A 16,291-nucleotide genomic window follows, 5' to 3' on the forward strand; every position below is an offset into this window, starting at 1 on the left:
CGGCACGAACTGGCACAGCATGACCCCACTGAAAGCGGTGCAGTCGCGCATTGTCGGCTTGCTCGGATTTCCGGAAACCATTGATCAAGGGCTGGGTATGCAATCCGAGGACGCGGCTTTCAAAATGGGCGAACCGTGAGTACCTGATGGCCAAAGTTAACACCGGAATTCATGACGGCTTGGCGCAAATGATTGCGATCTTCAGGACACCAGACTGGATCGCGAATCTGGAACGCCGTGGCGACTATGTCCACGACTCGGGCTGTCTCGTCTGCCACTCCAGACTCGACCAGGCCAAGGGTCGAGAACCGACCTCGGCCTTTACCCATCAGACCTACTTCAGCGGTCACGACGCCATGCAGTGCGTGACCTGCCATGCTCACGTCGGCCATCGCGACCTTCTCCAACACTATGTCCGCGCGCTTGGGAGAAACCGAGAGCGCCGAGCCCCAGGCAGAAGCTGACCGACCAGGAAATCGCCGATTTGACCGTTTCCCTGCGATTGCGTTAAATCGCATCCGGCACGGCATGTATTGTTTCTAAAACCCGAACGCGCTTAACTTCAACCGCGAACAGTACTCAGGCTGTCGATGTCCGCAGGGCTTGCGGGAATTGAGCGCCATGATCGATGGGGCGTGCGGATTCGCGCAAGCGGGACGCCGCCGCGCGCGCTCGGGAACGCGCGCTCCGTTATGTCGGTTCCATCCGCTCAGCACGAGAAACAAGCCAGCAGGCCTCTCGCGACGCTATACTCGTCAGCCGATTTGCCGGCGGCAGACCTCCACCGGCTACCCTGACACTTGAACCAGATCATCATAAACAGCCGATGCCTAAGAAACCCAAGCAGCGTACCGCCTCCGGTACCGCCAAGCTCGCCCCCGAGGAGATCGAGCGCAAGTCGCGCGCGTCTCTGGCTGGCGGTTATTTCCGCGATGCCATCGACGGTTTCAAGCAGCTTCTGAAACTGGAGCCCCGCCCGGACTGGCGGTTCGCGCTGGCCGACGCCTATGCTGGACGCGCGCGCGCGCTGAGCGCCAAGGGCATGCTCAAGGAGGCGCTGGCGATCTGGGAGAACCGCGCCAATCTAGGCAAGGACATTGCTTTCGCGCCGGAGCAGGCGACGCTCCTGCTGCGTCTGGGGCGTCCCGAGACGGTGTGCGCCCTGCTGACGAAGGGTGCCACGTTGCCGCCGGCCGAGGCCGAGCGTCTGCGGACCTTGCTGGCCGCGCGCGTCCTGGCGGGAGAGACCGTCATTGCCGAGCGGCTGGCGCCCGAGGATCCCGTCAGACGCCATGCCGAGCCGGCGCGCGCGGCCCTGGCCGCCTATTGCGCGGGCGACGCGGCGGGTCTGCGCGCGGCGCTGGGTGCGCTCCCCTTCCGTTCGCCCTACCGCGATTGGGTGCAGATCCTGAAGGCGTTCGAGTGCCTGCCGGAGCGCCCCCGGGAGGCCGCCGATCTGCTTGGGCGGATCGGCGACGACTCGGCCTTCGCCGCGATCAGACAGGCCGCCGAGCTGGCGCTGCTGCCCGAGGTCCGGTTCATGGACGCCATCCGCGAGGCCGGGAAACCGCAACGTCCGGACCGAAGCGAGGTCCGCTTCGCCTGCGCCTTGCGCGGCTGGCCGCCGGAGCGGATCGCGCTGTGGGAGGAAATCGATCGGCTGGGTCGCGAGGCGCAACCCGTCGCCCTGCTACGCCTTCTCTATCGCCACCGCGACCGACTGGGCGCGAACTGGGTCCGTCAGCAGAGTCTGCGTCTCCTGATCCGCGACTATCCGGCGAGTCTCAAGTCGCTCCCCGCAGTGGGTGCCGTCAAGGCGAATCCGCTGGAAGCGCGCCTGGTCGCCGCCTGGCATGCCGAGCAGTCGAAAGATCCCTGGGACGTTCTGGACGGTTGGGAGAATTACGCGCGCGACCTGATCGGCGCCCGTGCGCCCGCGGAACTGACCCCGGATGACAAACTTTGCATCGCAATGGCCTTGCGGCGTGCCGACCAGTTCGGCCGGGTGCTGGACCGACCCGAGCCCTCCGATGATCCGGACGATCTCGATTGGCGGGTCGCGGAGCTGGTGGATGAGAGTCTGACTTGGGATCCGGAGGATCGCGACATCACGCTGCGTCTGCTTCAGTACTACCGCCGCGGCAAGCGCACCAAGGATGTCCGCCGACTGCTGGATCAGGTTTCCGAACGCTGGCCCCAGGATCCGCGCGTTTTGAGCGCGGCCATGGACGTGGCGCTCGATGCCGGCGCGTTCAAAAAGGCCGCCGGCCTGGCCAGTCGGATTCTCGCCGCGGATCCGATCAACACCGAGGTGCGCGAGCATCTGGTGGCGGCCCATCTCGCGCACGCCCGTAAACAGCTCCTCAAGGGGCGCGCGGATCTGGCGCGCAAGACGCTGGACGAGGCCGACGTCTGGGCACGCGGCGGTCATGCGCGCGAGCAACTCGATCTGACTTCGGGGCTCATCGCCGTGATCGAGCATGCCGATGCCGCGATCCTGCGCGAGACCGTCGCGCGGCTGGGCGGCGGACTGGCGGCGCAAGCGGCGCTGGTCCTCGCCGGGGACGCGGTCAAACTCCCGCCCCTCAAGCTGTTCAAGCAGGTCATTCTCCCGAAATTCGTCAGCCAGGGACCGGCGGATCTGCTCGCCGCGTTGACCCGGCTGCGGACCCATCTGGATGGCGGCGGCAAGCTCTCGCGCGAACTCGACGCCTATTTCGCCAAGTCGCTCGGCAGTGCGCCCTGGGCGCGACTGTCGCGTAGCGATCTGGAGTCGGCCTGCGACACCCTGCGCCGCTGCGGCTTCCACAAACTTCGCCGGCGTGTCGCGGACATTGCGCTGAAACAGTGGCGTGGCGCGCCGGTGTTCGAGCTTCACGCCTTCGAGGCCAAATATCCCAAGGGATTCAGCGGTCGCCCGAACCGCGATCTCGACCGTCTGGATGAAGCGCTGGGACAGGCCCGCGAGGAAGGGGATATGCGGACCGCGCTGCGGATCAAGGAGATCTTCGACGCGCTGAACCCGTTCGGCTTTGGCGGTCCTCTGGGCGCAAGCCCGTTCGGTTTTCCCTTCGAGGACGACTTTGCGGACGATGACGATGACGACGAACCTTTTACCGACGGGATGGCTACCGGCGCGGTCATCATGATGCTGCGCATGGTCGGCCTGGACAAGGCGATGCAAATCATGGATTTTCCTCCGGACTTGAAGAAGCTGCTCAAACGCCGGGCGCGCCAGATCGGCGAGCCGGCGGTAATCGAACAACTGATTCAAATCTTCGACCAGGTCCACGATGGCAAGACTCCGGACCTTTCGGACTTCTTCCGATGAGAAACCCCTATCTGATCCTTGGCGTCCCCGACGACGCGGACGACGCCGCCATCGAGACGGCCTATCTGGCGGGCATCAAACGCTGCCCGCCAGAGCGCGACGCCGACGGCTTTCAGGCCCTGCGCGCGGCTTACGAGGCCCTGCGCACCCAGCGCGACCGTCTGGCCTATGATCTCTTCGAGACCGCGCCACCCGAGCCGGCGGATCTGCTCGACCGGGCGTTTCCGCTGGAACGCTCCCCGCGCCCGGAGGATGCCGCCCGGACGCGCCCGGAACCGGCGCTGTTCGCCGCCCTGCTGCGCGGAGACGACTGATGGACGAGGCAGAGAAGGAGCGGCTGACCGACCGCTTTCGGGCCTATCTGGACGCGCATTCCCAGGCGGTTCCCGGCGACTCGGCTCAGGGAACGGATGACGATGCCGCGCCGGATCTCTTCACGCTCCTCTCGGAATTGGCCGCGCTCAAGAACGAGGTCAAGCTGGAGTCGCGTCAGGTCAAATCCGCGCTTGACGATTTTCGCACCCTCTTCGATACCCTGCGCGAGGCCAACGCCCGACTGGACGACGAACAGGAACGGCGGCGCGAGCAGGAGCGCGCGGCGGACCAGAAGGGCGAAAAAGACTTGCTGCTTGAATTGCTGGAACTGCGCGATCGTCTCCAGGCGGGACACGATCAGGCGCGGCGCTTTCAGCCGGGCTGGTTCGGCGGGCGCACCGCCGCCTTCGTGGCGTCCATGGCCGAGGGCATGGGCATGAATCTGCGTCGCTTCGACGAAACCCTGGCGCGTCGCGAGGTGCGCGAGCTGCCCGCTCTGGGCCAAACCTTCGACCCGCGGACCATGCACGCGGCGGAACTGGCACGCAACCCTTATCGCCCCGAGGGCGTCGTGGTCGGCGAGCTGCGCAAGGGGTTTCTCTATCGGGACCGGCTGCTGCGACCCGCCGAAGTGGTGGTCAACCGCCCGCGCGGCCGCGCGCTCGGCAGTCCCGACGGCGTACCGCCGCCGGGCGTCTGGTCGCTGGGCTGAACCGCGACGAACTTAGGCGATTTCCGGTAAAGTTTTTTACGGAATCAACCCTTTAAATGGACAGGATTAACAGGATTGCTCAGGATGGACAGGATTTTGTCAAAAGCTGTTTTTAATCCTGTGAATCTTGAAACATCCTGTGAATCCTGTCCATTTTGAAGCCTTGGGCATGGGGTTATGGACTTTCCCGGAAATCGTCTTACCTTATACGAACACGGAAACACGCATGAACGACATCATCATCGGTATTGACCTGGGCACCACTAACTCCGAGGTGGCCGTGGTGCAGGACGGTCGCACCCGCATCATCGAGGTCGACGGATCGAAGATCCTGCCCTCCATGGTCGGGCTCGCCGACGACGGCACGCTGCTCGTGGGTCAGTCCGCGCGCAATCAGTACGTCATCTATCCGGAACGCACCATCCGCTCGGTCAAGCGGCGCATGGGCGAGGACGTGCGGCTGCCGATGGGCGAGCAAAGCTATACGCCGCAGGAGATCTCGGCACTCATTCTGCGCCGGCTCAAGCAGGCCGCCGAGGACGCGCTGGGCCAGCCGGTGTCGAAGGCCATCGTCACCGTGCCCGCCTATTTCTCCGACGCCCAGCGCCAGGCCACCCGCGACGCCGGCGGGCTGGCGGGGCTGGAAGTCGTGCGCATCATCAACGAGCCGACCGCCGCCGCGCTCGCCTACGAGGCCGACCATGAGACGGCCAAGACCATCCTGGTCTACGATCTGGGCGGCGGCACCTTCGATGTCTCGGTGGTGCGCCTGAACCGGGACGTGACCGAGGTACTGGCGAGTCACGGCAACAATCATCTCGGCGGAGACGATTTCGATGCCAAACTCGTTGAACATGTCATTACCCATCTGAAAGAGACCTTGGGCGTCGATCCCAGCGAACAGCGCGCCGCCATGGCCCGTATCGTCCGCGCCTGCGAAACGGTCAAGATCGCGCTCAGCGACGCGCCCTTCGCGCGCATCGAGGAAGAATATCTGCTGGAGCGCGACGGTCAGCCGGTCAACCTGTCGCTGGAGGTCGCGCGCACCGAGTACGAGGCGATGATCGCGCCCTACATCGACGAGACCCTGGAGGCGGTGCATATCGCCCTCAAAGGTGCCTCGCTCACGGTACGGGACATCGACGAGGTGCTGCTGGTGGGCGGCGCCACCCGTACCCCGCTGGTGCAGACACGGCTGGAGGAGACGCTCGGCATGCAGCCCCGCGCCGAGGTCGATCCCGAACTCTGCGTGGCCGCGGGCGCGGCAATCCAGGCGGCGGTGATCGCCGGCGAACAGGTCTCCCGCGTGCTGGTGGATATCACTCCCTATACCTTCGGAACCAGCGCGCTCAGCGATCTCAACGGCGAACTGTACCCCTACACCTACATCCCGCTGATCCGCAAGAACACCCCGATCCCGGTGACCAAGAGCGAGGTTTTTCAGACCCACTACGACGGTCAGACCACCATCGAGGTGCAGGTCTACCAGGGCGACGATCCGGACGCGCTCAATAACACCGAGATCGGCGCCTTCCGCATCGAGGGTCTGAGCGATGTCCCGGCGGGTAACCTGATCGTCACCACCTTTTCGCTGGACCTGAACGGCATCCTGCACGTCAGCTCGCGCGAGAAACGCACCGGACTGGAGACGCGCATCTCCATCGATAACGCCACCACCCGTTTCGAGCAACGGGAACTCGATGCCGCTCGCGAGCGCATCGGCGCCCTGATCGACGGCGAGGCCCGCGATGTGTCTCATGAGCAGCGCGAGACGGTCCAGGCCAACGCACTGATCGAGAAGGCTGAACGACTGCTGGAGAGCGCGAATCCGGAGGATCGCGAAGATCTGGTCGATCTGATCGAAAGGGTTCGGGACGCGCTCGAAGCCGACGCGAGCGACACGCTGGAGTCGGCGGTCACCGCGCTGACGGATCTGCTCTATTACCTGGAGTCCTGATGGAGCGGTGTCCGAACTGCGCGGCCCGCTGGGAAGGCGGCGGCACCTGTCGGCGATGCGGCATGGAGCTGACTGGCCTGATCCGGATCGAACAGGCGGCCGAGTCGCTGATCGCTCGCGCCATCGCGCATCTGGAGAGCGCCGATCCCGAGGCGGCGAGCGCGGACCTGATCCAGGCGCTGGCCCTGCGCCGCACGCCTTTTGCGCAACACCTGTTTTGTTTCGCCCAGTGGCTCGCAAGCGTGGAAGGCGCCGATGCAACGTCGTTGACCCATATAAATAGACAGCTAGAGGATTCACGACAGTGGAGAAAGTCAAATTCGCGATTCTGAGCACGCAACGCAGTGGCTCAACGTTAATGTATTCTTCTCTTGCGAGTCATCCGCTCATCAAGTGCTTAGGCGAGATCTTTTTACCCACCTATAAGGCCGATTACTCCTATTTCGAGCATGTCAGGCAGACGGGTATTTCAAGGCCTTTGGAACTCCTGCGGAGAAAAAATTTGGTTTACGGGTTGCTGGATCGTCTTTACGATTCCTCCACCGAGTCCGCGATTGGCTTCAAATATATGTACTCCCATTCGTGGCACGTACCCTATCGATTTCCAATGGTCATGAAATACATAAAGGAAAACGATGTCCGCGTGCTGCATCTCTTGCGGGACAGTCCTTTGAATACTTGCGTCTCCAGGCAGATGGCCAAGTCCACTAGCACCTTTCATTCCCGCACGGTAAAGGATCAGCCAAATATACGCATCGATATCCCACTGATGATGAAGCAGTTGAAACGAATCGAGACGCAGAAAGCCAGATGGCGCTCACGCCTGCGGAAGCTGGATTCGCTGGAGATCAGTTATGAGGAATTCGTCGAGAAAAAACGTGAGACATCGATCCGCATTCTCGATTTTCTCGGCGTGGATCATGACATTGAATTGGTGTCGCCACTGAAGAAGCTCATCAGCCGGCCGTTGCGGGAAACCGTGGAAAACTATTCCGAAATGGCAAGCGCCGTGAAAGCCGCGGGATATGGTCAATTTTTGGTTGAATGATGGAACGACTCATCCGATGATGTTCGGCGAGATGATTCAGAATCACCGCGCCATCCACCAATCCATCATGGGGGTTCATATAAAGCCCCGCGATGCGCTTGAAAAACGTCACGGCCGATTAGCGACGCGCGCAATGGGGGCGGATTAAAACATGAAAGCCAAGACGACACCGCGTATTGTGATGCTTGGAACTCAGATATCAACGAAGGGCGGCATCGGTTCGGTCATTCGCAATTACGTTGAACGGGGAATGTTTGAGCGTCTCGGAGTACACTACTTGCCCACTCACCGCGATGGCAATCGGTTGACAAAAGCCTTGTTCTATCTTGTCCAATCACCGCGCATCATCGTTTCGATCCTAGGCTCCGAAATCATCCATTTTCATACCTCGCAGGGCTGGAGTTACCGGCGGCTGTTTTTACTTTTCCTGATCGCGCGGGCGTTTGGCAAACGGACGATCTGGCATGTTCATGGCAGCTCGTTCGACAATTATTACGCAAAATCCAATCGTTTGGAGAAGGCCGCAATCCGCTTCGGTCTCTCGCAGGCCGATGCCGTCATCGCTCTGTCGGAGTCCTGGCTGGTGAAATTCCAAGAAATTTCACCTTCATCTCGGGGGGTGATTATTCATAATGGCGTCAATGTCGAAAAATATCATGTCGAGCGAACCAGACCTCACGCACCCATGGTCGTTCTCTTCCTGGGCCGGATCGGAGAACGCAAGGGCACCTTTGATCTGATTCGTGCCGCAGAGCGTCTAAAAGCAATTGACGTACACTTTCTGATCGCCGGGGACGGAGAAGTCGAGCGCGCGAACGCCGCTATCCGCGCGGCCGATCTCACGAATCACGTCGAAGTGCTGGGCTGGGTCGATGACAAGCGGGTGGTCGAACTGCTCGGACACGCGGATCTCTATGCGTTGCCCTCGTATGACGAGGGGTTGCCCATGGGAATCCTTGAGGCGATGGCGTCCGGACTGCCGATTATTTCGACACCGGTGGGCGGCATTCCCGATGCGGTCACCAATGGAGCGAATGGTTATCTCATCGAGCCGGGCGACAGCGAGGCGCTGGCCGATCGCATCCTGACGTATTCGAATAACACGACCGCGTGGCTTGAAGCAAGCCGCCTATCACGTAAACGCGCCGACGAATCCTTTAGCATGGAGTGCGTCGAGCACGCATTGAGCGCCTTGTATGCCGAGATTGGTCGATAAAATTCAACGAATCGCTCCACTCACGTCGTCCGCTGATTCACGCAAGGTCGAATTTACTCGCAATGCCGCATGTCATCCTCGACGCGGTTGAATAGGATACCCAATGGCGCGGCAATCCGAAAAATTGAACTGGTATCTGAATCGGCTGCGCTGCATGTCGGTTGGAGAGATCTTCCATCGCCTGCACAAGAAGTTGAGAGTGACCACGCGGCGGCTTCGCGGAACCCATGGCAAACCTCCGGTTCCCAACCCATCCGCAACGAGCAAGCCATGGCTTCATCCAGGAGATCGTGTCGGCGCCAATGCGTATTCCATGGCAGCGGATCGAATCCTCGCGGGTCATTATGCTGTTTTTGCGCTCTCCGACGTCTATTTGGGAATCCCTCCGGATTGGAACCGGGATCCGAAAACGGGCACCCTGGCCCCGTCGACCTTTGGGATGGCACTCGATTATCGTCAAGAGGCGCTCGTCGGAGATATCAAATATCTCTGGGAGCCTAATCGACACCTAGAGTTCGTCACCTTGTGTCAAGCCTATTGGATCACTAGGGATGAGCGTTATCTGGAAGGTTTTAAGCGACTTTTGTGCTCCTGGATCGAGCAATGCCCCTATCCCCGGGGCCCTAACTGGTCAAGCTCGCTGGAGGCCGGGATTCGGTTGATCAACTGGTCGATCTGCTGGCAACTGATCGGCGGCGCGGAGAGCCGCTTGTTCGCGGGCGAGGACGGCAGACATGTTCATTCGGCCTGGCTCGGTTCGATTTGGGAGCATTCGTGTTTCATTGCGGAAAACTGGTCGCGCGATTCATCGGCGAACAATCATCTGATTGGCGAGGCCGCCGGACTCTTTATCGCTTCCGTGACCTGGCCCGCCTGGTCAAGGTCGTCCGCCTGGCGAGCCGAATCGCACACGATCCTGGCGAGGGAAGCGGTCCTCCAGGTTCATGCGGACGGGGTTCTCAAAGAGCAGACCGTCTCCTACTTGCAATTCGTCGGGGATTTTCTCCTGATCGCCGGGCTTGCCGGGCGTGAAAACGGTTTCAATTTCGCGGCAAGCTATTGGGAAAGTCTCGAACGCATGCTCGATTTTCTGGCGTCGATCATGGATGTCGGCGGTAATTTGCCGATGATCGGAGATGCCGACGACGGTTATGCGGTCCGGCTGGCTCAGGGAGAAAATTTCTGTCCCTATCGATCTCTGCTGGCCTCTGGCGGGCTCCTGTTCGAGCGCCCGGATCTGTTGGCTAAGGCCGGCGGAATCGACGCGAAGACCCGCTGGCTGATGGGCGCGAAGATTGACGATGCTCACGCGCTCCCGATTGACTGGCCTGACTCTGCTCGACCGGTTCGGACGAGTTTCCCGAACGGGGGTTACTACATCCTCGGCACGGATTGGGAGACCGACCGGGAAATTCGCATCGTCGCGGACACGGGACCTCTCGGCTATCTCTCGATCGCCGCGCATGGTCATGCGGATGCGCTTGCCTTCTCCCTCTCGGTCGGCGGCATTGAATTTCTCGTCGACCCCGGCACCTACAGTTATCATACGCAAAAGGTCTGGCGCGAGTATTTCCGGGGCACCGCCGCGCATAATACGCTGCGTGTCGACGGCCTGGATCAATCGCTGATTGGCGGAAACTTCATGTGGTTGCGTCATGCGCGCGCCCGTTCTCTGGCATGGCGCGACGATCCCGACGTAGCGGAACTGGTTGGAGAGCATGACGGTTATTCCAGTCTGCCGGATCCGGTGATTCATCGCCGGCATTGGCGATTCGAGAAGTCCGCCCGAGCGCTTCGCCTGCGCGACACCCTGGAGTGCGCCGCGGATCATCGGGTGGAGCGATGTTGGCATTTCTCGGAAGGTTGCCAGGTCGATTTCACCGCTCCGGGCGTTGTGGTGTCCAATGCCGGGCGACGCATCGAACTCGCGCTGGATCCCAGGTCGCAGGGTCATCGCGTGCTGTCCATCGGCTCGGACGATCCGATGACCGGCTGGATCTCGCGCGGTTTCGACCGCAAGCATCCCGCCTATTCCCTGGTGGAACGCTTCGACATTCGCGGTCAGACACAACTGGATGCGCTGATCGACATCGGCTGACCGCGCTGAATCCGCCATGGACGACCGGATGCCAAGCAATTCTTAGAGCTCTCGGCGGTTCCAGTACCGGATCTCGGGTTTTCGTCTACAGATGGGGTAGGGTTATGAAAGTCAGTATTTTCGGTCTTGGTTATGTTGGCGCGGTCTCCGCGGCCTGCCTTGCCAAAGAGGGTCATGAGGTCGTTGGTGTCGATCCGAATCGGACCAAGGTTCGTCTGATTCAACAGGGCGTCTCGCCGATCATCGAGGAAGGCGTGGGCGACATGATCGCCGATGCCATCGCCAAGGGAACGCTGACCGCCACGGAAAGCGTTCAGGACGCCATCGCAATCTCCGATCTTTCCCTGATCTGTGTCGGCACGCCAAGTCAAATCAACGGCAGCCTGGATCTGCGCTATGTGCGCCACGTCTGCGAGCAGATTGGCGAGGCACTGCGCGATCAAGATCGCTTTCACGTCGTGGTCGCGCGCAGCACGATGCTGCCGGGATCGATGCGGAATGTCGTCATCCCGGTGCTGGAGGAATGCTCCGGGAAGCGGGCCGGGGTTGATTTTGGCGTCTGCAACAATCCCGAGTTTCTGCGCGAAGGCTCGGCGGTCTGGGATTTTTATAACCCGCCCAAGACCGTGATCGGCGAAACGGACGATCGCAGCGGGGAGATTCTGGCCAGCCTCTACGCGGGACTCGACGCGCCCTTGATCCGCACCGAAGTCGAAACGGCCGAAATGGTCAAATACACCGACAACGTCTGGCACGCGCTGAAGGTCGGATTTGCCAACGAAATCGGAAGTATCTGCAAAGCTTCAGGGCTTGATGGGCGGCAGGTCATGGACATTTTTTGCCAGGATACGAAGCTGAACCTCTCCCCATACTACATGAAGCCCGGTTTTGCCTTCGGCGGCTCATGCCTGCCCAAGGATGTGCGCGCATTGACCTACAAGGCCCGCGAGTGTGATGTGGCCGTGCCAATCCTTGATGCCATCATGCCGAGCAACGAGCTGCAGGTGCGACGCGCGCTGGACATGGTCATCGCCGCCGGCCACAAAAAAATCAGTATCCTGGGCTTTGCCTTCAAGGCAGGGACTGACGATCTGCGCGAAAGCCCGGTCGTCGAGTTGATCGAGCGGCTATTGGGTAAAGGTTTCGATCTGAAGGTCTATGATCGAAACGTCAACATCGCCAGCCTCGTTGGCGCCAACCGGGACTATATTCTGAATCACATACCGCATATCTCGAAACTGATGGTTGACAGTATCGAGGAGGCATTGGCTCATGCCGAGACGGTCGTGATCGGCAACCCGTCCAAAGAATTCAAGGGAATGCTGGAGCGTTTATCCCCCCAACAAATCATGGTCGATCTGTGGGGCGTCACCGACCGGAAAAGCAGCGCAAGCCAGTATCGCGGCATTTGCTGGTAATCTCATCCCGGATACACCGCGTCCGCCCTCCCCGCGGTCGGACGCGGCCGCGCCGAATCAACGACGCGCCAACAGGAGCAAATCATCGCCACGCTGGACCCGCAGGCTGAGGAGTCCGCCGGCCTGACGCAAGAGAATGGCGATTTCGCTCAGACTGTCGATCCCTTGACCGTTGACCTGCAGAATGCGGTCGCCCTCGCGCAAACCCGCGTTCCAGGCGGGACTGTCGGTTTCCACCGTCCCCACGGGCACGGCGGGCACGCCGACCCGGCGGTCCAACTCACCGAAGAGCGCACCCGCCAGGATGGGCGAGAGACGGTCGCCGCGGACGAAGTCACGGTAGGGGTCGGCAATGATTCCGCTCAGACGGCGCGGCTTGCCGCCTCGCACGATCTCCAGTTCCACCCGCTCGCCAACCCGCAGCAGTCCGAAGCGATTGCGCAGATCCGCCGATCCCCGGATCGGTTTGTCGTTAACCGTGAGAATGATGTCGCCTTCGCGCAGTCCCGCATCGGCGGCTGCCGAGCCCTTTTCCACGCTCGTGACCAGCGCGCCATCGCGGTCCTCAAGGTCAAAGGCCGCGACCAATTCTCCGGTCAGATCCTGCACCCCGACACCGAACAGACCGCGCCGCACCGCACCATGTTCCACGAGCTGCTCCATGATCGCCCGCACCATGTTCGCGGGAATCGCGAAGCCAATGCCGATATTGCCGCCGCCAGGGGCAAGGATCGCGGTATTCATACCAACTAGTTCGCCACGCAGATTAACCAAGGGTCCGCCCGAGTTACCCGGATTGATCGAGGCATCGGTCTGAATAAAGCTCTCGTAGCCCTCAATGCCAAGCCCGGTGCGGCCCAGTCCGCTCACGATTCCGGAGGTCACCGTTTGGCTGAGACCAAAGGGATTGCCGATCGCCACGACGAAGTCGCCGACCCTGAGCGCGTCCGAATCGGCGAACGACAGGGCGGCCAGATCCTTGGCAGGGATGCGCAGAACGGCGACATCGGTGGCCGGATCGGCGCCAATCAACTCGGCGTCGATGGTGCGGCCGTCGTGCAGGCCGACCCCGATCTCCGACGCCTTGGCGATGACGTGATGGTTCGTCAGGACTAGCCCGCGTTTGGCGTCCACGATGATCCCGGAGCCCAGGCTATTGCTTTTCCGTTGCTGGCGTTCCTGCGGGATATCGAAGAAGTGGCGGAAAAAGGGATCTCGCAGCAGCGGATGATCCGCCGTCTCGATCTGGCTGACCGTGGAGATATTGACGACGGCCGGAACCACCCGATCCAGCATCGGCGCCAGACTCGGGAGTGGCTGACCGTCGATCGATGTCGGCAGTCCCGCGCGCGATGGCGCCGCCGACAGCAGAAGCGGGATAAGAAGGAAAGTGCGGACAAGACGTTGGATAAAGGTCATCGCTGGCAGTCTGGTGGAGATCGCATGACACTAAAAATAATGGAGCGAACCTGATTGCGCAATGGATGACAACGTTCTGCGCGCAACCGTCAAGAGGGGTGATCCTGACCTTCGATGAACATGGGTTAGCGAGACGCGCGCGATCGCTGCCAAAGAAAGCGGAAAGGCTGAATACAGACAGTGAGGCGACGGGGTCGAAAAAGAGGAACCGAACTTGAATGCGGGGATAGAAACCAGGCTTGAGAAAGCGTTTATCTTTCCAAACCATTGAGAAAATGGTGCCGAGAAGAGGACTCGAACCTCCACAAGCTTTCGCTTACATGGACCTGAACCATGCGCGTCTACCAATTCCGCCACCTCGGCATGAGGCTTGGAGTGTCATCAAGCGAGTGATGACGACACCGAGCGAGGCGCGAATATTAGTGAGGCGCGCCGGGCTTGTCAACGGTACACTTGACCTTTTTGAGAATGAACGAGATCACGTGGCAAAACGTCGACCCTCCAGCACCGTCAAAGACGCGGATCCGCATCGCCAGCGCGAAGCGAAGAAATACGCCAACCCCATCCCGAGCCGCGAATTTATCCTCGAAACGCTCACCAGCAACGGGGCGCCTCAATCCTTCGAGGAACTGGCAACCACCCTTGAACTGACCGACGACGAGGATCGGATCGCGCTGGAGCGCCGCCTCGGCGCCATGGTGCGCGACGGCCAGTTGGTCCGCAATCGCAACCAGGCGTTCTGTCTGGTGAACAAGCGCGATCTGATCGCGGGTCGGGTGATCGGCCATCCTGACGGGTTCGGCTTCGTGCGTCCCGACGAGGGCGGCGACGACCTCTATCTCTACGCGAAGGAGATGCGCGCGCTCTTCCACGGCGACCGGGTGGTGGTGCGGGTGAGCGGACGCGACCGGCGCGGGCGTCTGGAGGCCGCGGTGGTGGAGATTCTGGAACGCAATACCCGTACCGTGGTCGGGCGTCTCTATCAAGAGAGCGGCGTCGGTTTCGTGATGCCGGACAAGAAGCGTCTGACCCACGACATCGTGATCCCGAGCGACCGGATGGAAGGCGCGCAGCAGGGTCAGATCGTGGTGGCCGAGATCACCGATCAGCCAACCTCGCGCACCCAGCCCATCGGGCGCATTGTGGAAGTGCTCGGCGATCACATGGGGCCGGGCATGGAGACGGACATCGCGATCCGCACCCATGATCTGCCGGTGGACTGGCCCGATGAGGTCAAGGCGGAAGTCGCCGGACTGACCGCCGAGGTGCCGGAGACGGCGAAAGTGGGCCGCACGGATCTGCGCAAGCTGGCGCTGGTGACGATCGATGGGGCCGATGCGCGTGATTTCGACGATGCCGTCTACTGCGAACGCAAGCCCAAGGGCTGGAAGCTGCTGGTCTGCATCGCCGACGTCTCAAGCTATGTGGTTCCTGGCACCGCGCTGGACACCGAGGCCAGGTCGCGCGGCAATTCGGTCTACTTCCCGGACCGGGTCATCCCCATGCTACCGGAGATCCTGTCGAACGGACTCTGCTCGCTGAACCCCGAGGTCGATCGGCTGTGCATGACCGCCGAGCTCTATATCAATGCGGAAGGCAAGGTCACGCGCACCCGCTTCTTCGAGGGCGTCATGCGTTCCCAGGCACGCTTAACCTACGATCAGGTCGCGGCCATGGTGGTCGAGGGCGATGCCGAGTTGTGCGCGCAATACGCGGATGTGTTGCCCCGTCTGCACGAACTCTATCAGCTCTATCAGGTACTTCACGCGGCGCGGGCCGAGCGCGGCGCCATCGATTTCGACACCACGGAAACCAAATTCGAGTTCACCAATCAGGGCCGCATCGAGGCGGTGGTGCCGCTGATCCGCAACGACGCCCACAAGCTGATCGAGGAGTGCATGCTGGCCGCTAACGTGGCCGCCGCGCGTCTCTTCGAGCGCAAGCGGATTCCGGCGCTCTATCGCATCCATGACACCCCGAGCGAGGAGAAGCTCACCGATCTGCGCGAGTTCCTCGGTCAGTTGGCCCTGAAGCTACCGGGCGGCGCCAAGCCGACCGCCGCCGATTATGCGCAACTGCTGGAGCAGGTGAAGGAGCGCCCGGATCGTCGCCTGATCCAGACCGTGCTGCTGCGCTCCATGCAGCAGGCCATGTACAGCGCGGACAACGTCGGCCATTTCGGTCTCGCCTTCGATGCCTACACCCATTTCACCTCGCCGATCCGGCGTTATCCGGATCTGATCGTCCATCGCATCATCAAGCATCTGCTCGCGGGCGGCACGGCGGCGGATCTCGACTACTCCAAGATCGAGTTGCAGCAGATCGGCGAACAGTGTTCGGGCACCGAGCGGCGCGCCGACGAGGCGACCCGCGACGCCGAGGACTGGCTCAAGTGCGAGTTCATGCAGGACAAGCTCGGCGAGCAGTTCGACGGCACCATCACCAGCGTCAATTCGTTCGGCATCTTCGTCGAACTCGACGAGGTCCATGTGGACGGGCTGGTGCACATCACCGCGCTCGACAACGATTACTATCACTTTGACCCCATCGGCCACCGGCTGCATGGCGAGCGCACCGGGATGGTCTATCGTCTGGGCGACCGGCTGCGGATTCAGGTCGCCGCGGTGAATCTGGATGATCGCAAGATCGATTTCGTGCCGGTCGCGGTCGCGGGATCGGGCGGGCGCAAGTCCGCGAAGTTGGGCAGCGACACGTCTTCCGGGCACGCCGCCCCCAAGCCGGCCGCCGAACAGGGCAGTCGCAAGCCCGCCGGCCAG

12 protein-coding genes and 1 tRNA gene are annotated in these 16,291 nt (G+C 61.6%); 11 read left to right on the forward strand and 2 right to left on the reverse strand.

Translation table 11 applies throughout. The features are described from left to right. Positions 1-146 precede the first annotated feature (146 nt). The 10 genes from QZY07_RS12490 to QZY07_RS12535 all read left to right on the forward strand — a co-directional run bounded on the left by QZY07_RS12490 (position 147) and on the right by QZY07_RS12535 (position 12,095). Positions 147-464 (forward strand): hypothetical protein, encoded by a 318-nt coding sequence (locus QZY07_RS12490; protein ID WP_295403039.1) that lies wholly within the window; start codon positions 147-149, stop codon positions 462-464. Positions 465-826: 362 nt separating this feature from the next. After that, complete coding sequence (locus QZY07_RS12495; RefSeq protein ID WP_295403040.1) at positions 827-3,331, forward strand: hypothetical protein; 2,505 nt, start codon at positions 827-829, stop codon at positions 3,329-3,331. After that, positions 3,328-3,645 (forward strand): DnaJ domain-containing protein, encoded by a 318-nt coding sequence (locus QZY07_RS12500; RefSeq protein WP_295403043.1) that lies wholly within the window; start codon positions 3,328-3,330, stop codon positions 3,643-3,645. Before QZY07_RS12495 ends, QZY07_RS12500 begins: the two co-directional genes overlap by 4 nt. Next, on the forward strand, positions 3,645-4,358 hold the full coding sequence (gene grpE / locus QZY07_RS12505; RefSeq protein ID WP_295403046.1) for a nucleotide exchange factor GrpE: 714 nt from the start codon (positions 3,645-3,647) through the stop codon (positions 4,356-4,358). Before QZY07_RS12500 ends, grpE begins: the two co-directional genes overlap by 1 nt. A 226-nt stretch (positions 4,359-4,584) precedes the next feature. Continuing rightward, on the forward strand, positions 4,585-6,315 hold the full coding sequence (locus QZY07_RS12510) for an Hsp70 family protein (RefSeq protein ID WP_295403049.1): 1,731 nt from the start codon (positions 4,585-4,587) through the stop codon (positions 6,313-6,315). 62 nt (positions 6,316-6,377) lie between these two features. After that, positions 6,378-6,647, forward strand: coding sequence for a hypothetical protein (locus tag QZY07_RS12515; protein ID WP_295403052.1), 270 nt, complete (start codon positions 6,378-6,380; stop codon positions 6,645-6,647). Further along, positions 6,620-7,363 carry a sulfotransferase gene (locus QZY07_RS12520; RefSeq protein ID WP_295403055.1) on the forward strand — a complete coding sequence of 248 codons (744 nt, stop codon included), beginning with the start codon at positions 6,620-6,622 and terminating at the stop codon, positions 7,361-7,363. Before QZY07_RS12515 ends, QZY07_RS12520 begins: the two co-directional genes overlap by 28 nt. 151 nt (positions 7,364-7,514) lie before the next feature. Further along, entirely contained in the window at positions 7,515-8,579 is a 1,065-nt protein-coding gene (locus tag QZY07_RS12525) for a glycosyltransferase family 4 protein (RefSeq protein ID WP_295403059.1), read from the forward strand. 313 nt (positions 8,580-8,892) lie between these two features. Then, positions 8,893-10,677 (forward strand): alginate lyase family protein, encoded by a 1,785-nt coding sequence (locus tag QZY07_RS12530; RefSeq protein WP_295403061.1) that lies wholly within the window; start codon positions 8,893-8,895, stop codon positions 10,675-10,677. Positions 10,678-10,781: 104 nt separating this feature from the next. Beyond that, on the forward strand, positions 10,782-12,095 hold the full coding sequence (locus QZY07_RS12535; RefSeq protein ID WP_295403065.1) for a UDP-glucose/GDP-mannose dehydrogenase family protein: 1,314 nt from the start codon (positions 10,782-10,784) through the stop codon (positions 12,093-12,095). A 57-nt stretch (positions 12,096-12,152) separates the two neighbouring features. On the opposite strand, the gene QZY07_RS12540 is transcribed toward QZY07_RS12535, so the two are convergent. Together QZY07_RS12540 and QZY07_RS12545 are read right to left on the reverse strand one after the other, a co-directional pair. Continuing rightward, entirely contained in the window at positions 12,153-13,514 is a 1,362-nt protein-coding gene (locus QZY07_RS12540; RefSeq protein ID WP_295403068.1) for a DegQ family serine endoprotease, read from the reverse strand. A gap of 276 nt (positions 13,515-13,790) precedes the next feature. Beyond that, positions 13,791-13,877: transfer RNA gene (locus QZY07_RS12545), tRNA-Leu, on the reverse strand. A 119-nt stretch (positions 13,878-13,996) separates the two neighbouring features. On the opposite strand from QZY07_RS12545, the gene rnr reads away from it, so the two are divergent. Further along, positions 13,997-16,291 (forward strand): ribonuclease R (gene rnr / locus QZY07_RS12550; protein WP_295403071.1); only part of this gene is annotated, 2,295 nt, incomplete at its 3' end.

Source organism: uncultured Thiocystis sp., assembly GCF_903866365.1.
Lineage (GTDB): Bacteria > Pseudomonadota > Gammaproteobacteria > Chromatiales > Chromatiaceae > Chromatium.

Coding starts and splice junctions, on each gene's coding strand:
- QZY07_RS12490 (WP_295403039.1), top strand. CDS start 147: ATGGCCAAAGTTAACACCGGAATTCATGACGGCTTGGCGCAAATGATT.
- QZY07_RS12495 (WP_295403040.1), top strand. CDS start 827: ATGCCTAAGAAACCCAAGCAGCGTACCGCCTCCGGTACCGCCAAGCTC.
- QZY07_RS12500 (WP_295403043.1), top strand. CDS start 3,328: ATGAGAAACCCCTATCTGATCCTTGGCGTCCCCGACGACGCGGACGAC.
- grpE (WP_295403046.1), top strand. CDS start 3,645: ATGGACGAGGCAGAGAAGGAGCGGCTGACCGACCGCTTTCGGGCCTAT.
- QZY07_RS12510 (WP_295403049.1), top strand. CDS start 4,585: ATGAACGACATCATCATCGGTATTGACCTGGGCACCACTAACTCCGAG.
- QZY07_RS12515 (WP_295403052.1), top strand. CDS start 6,378: ATGGAGCTGACTGGCCTGATCCGGATCGAACAGGCGGCCGAGTCGCTG.
- QZY07_RS12525 (WP_295403059.1), top strand. CDS start 7,515: ATGAAAGCCAAGACGACACCGCGTATTGTGATGCTTGGAACTCAGATA.
- QZY07_RS12530 (WP_295403061.1), top strand. CDS start 8,893: ATGGCAGCGGATCGAATCCTCGCGGGTCATTATGCTGTTTTTGCGCTC.
- QZY07_RS12535 (WP_295403065.1), top strand. CDS start 10,782: ATGAAAGTCAGTATTTTCGGTCTTGGTTATGTTGGCGCGGTCTCCGCG.
- QZY07_RS12540 (WP_295403068.1), bottom strand. CDS start 13,514: ATGACCTTTATCCAACGTCTTGTCCGCACTTTCCTTCTTATCCCGCTT.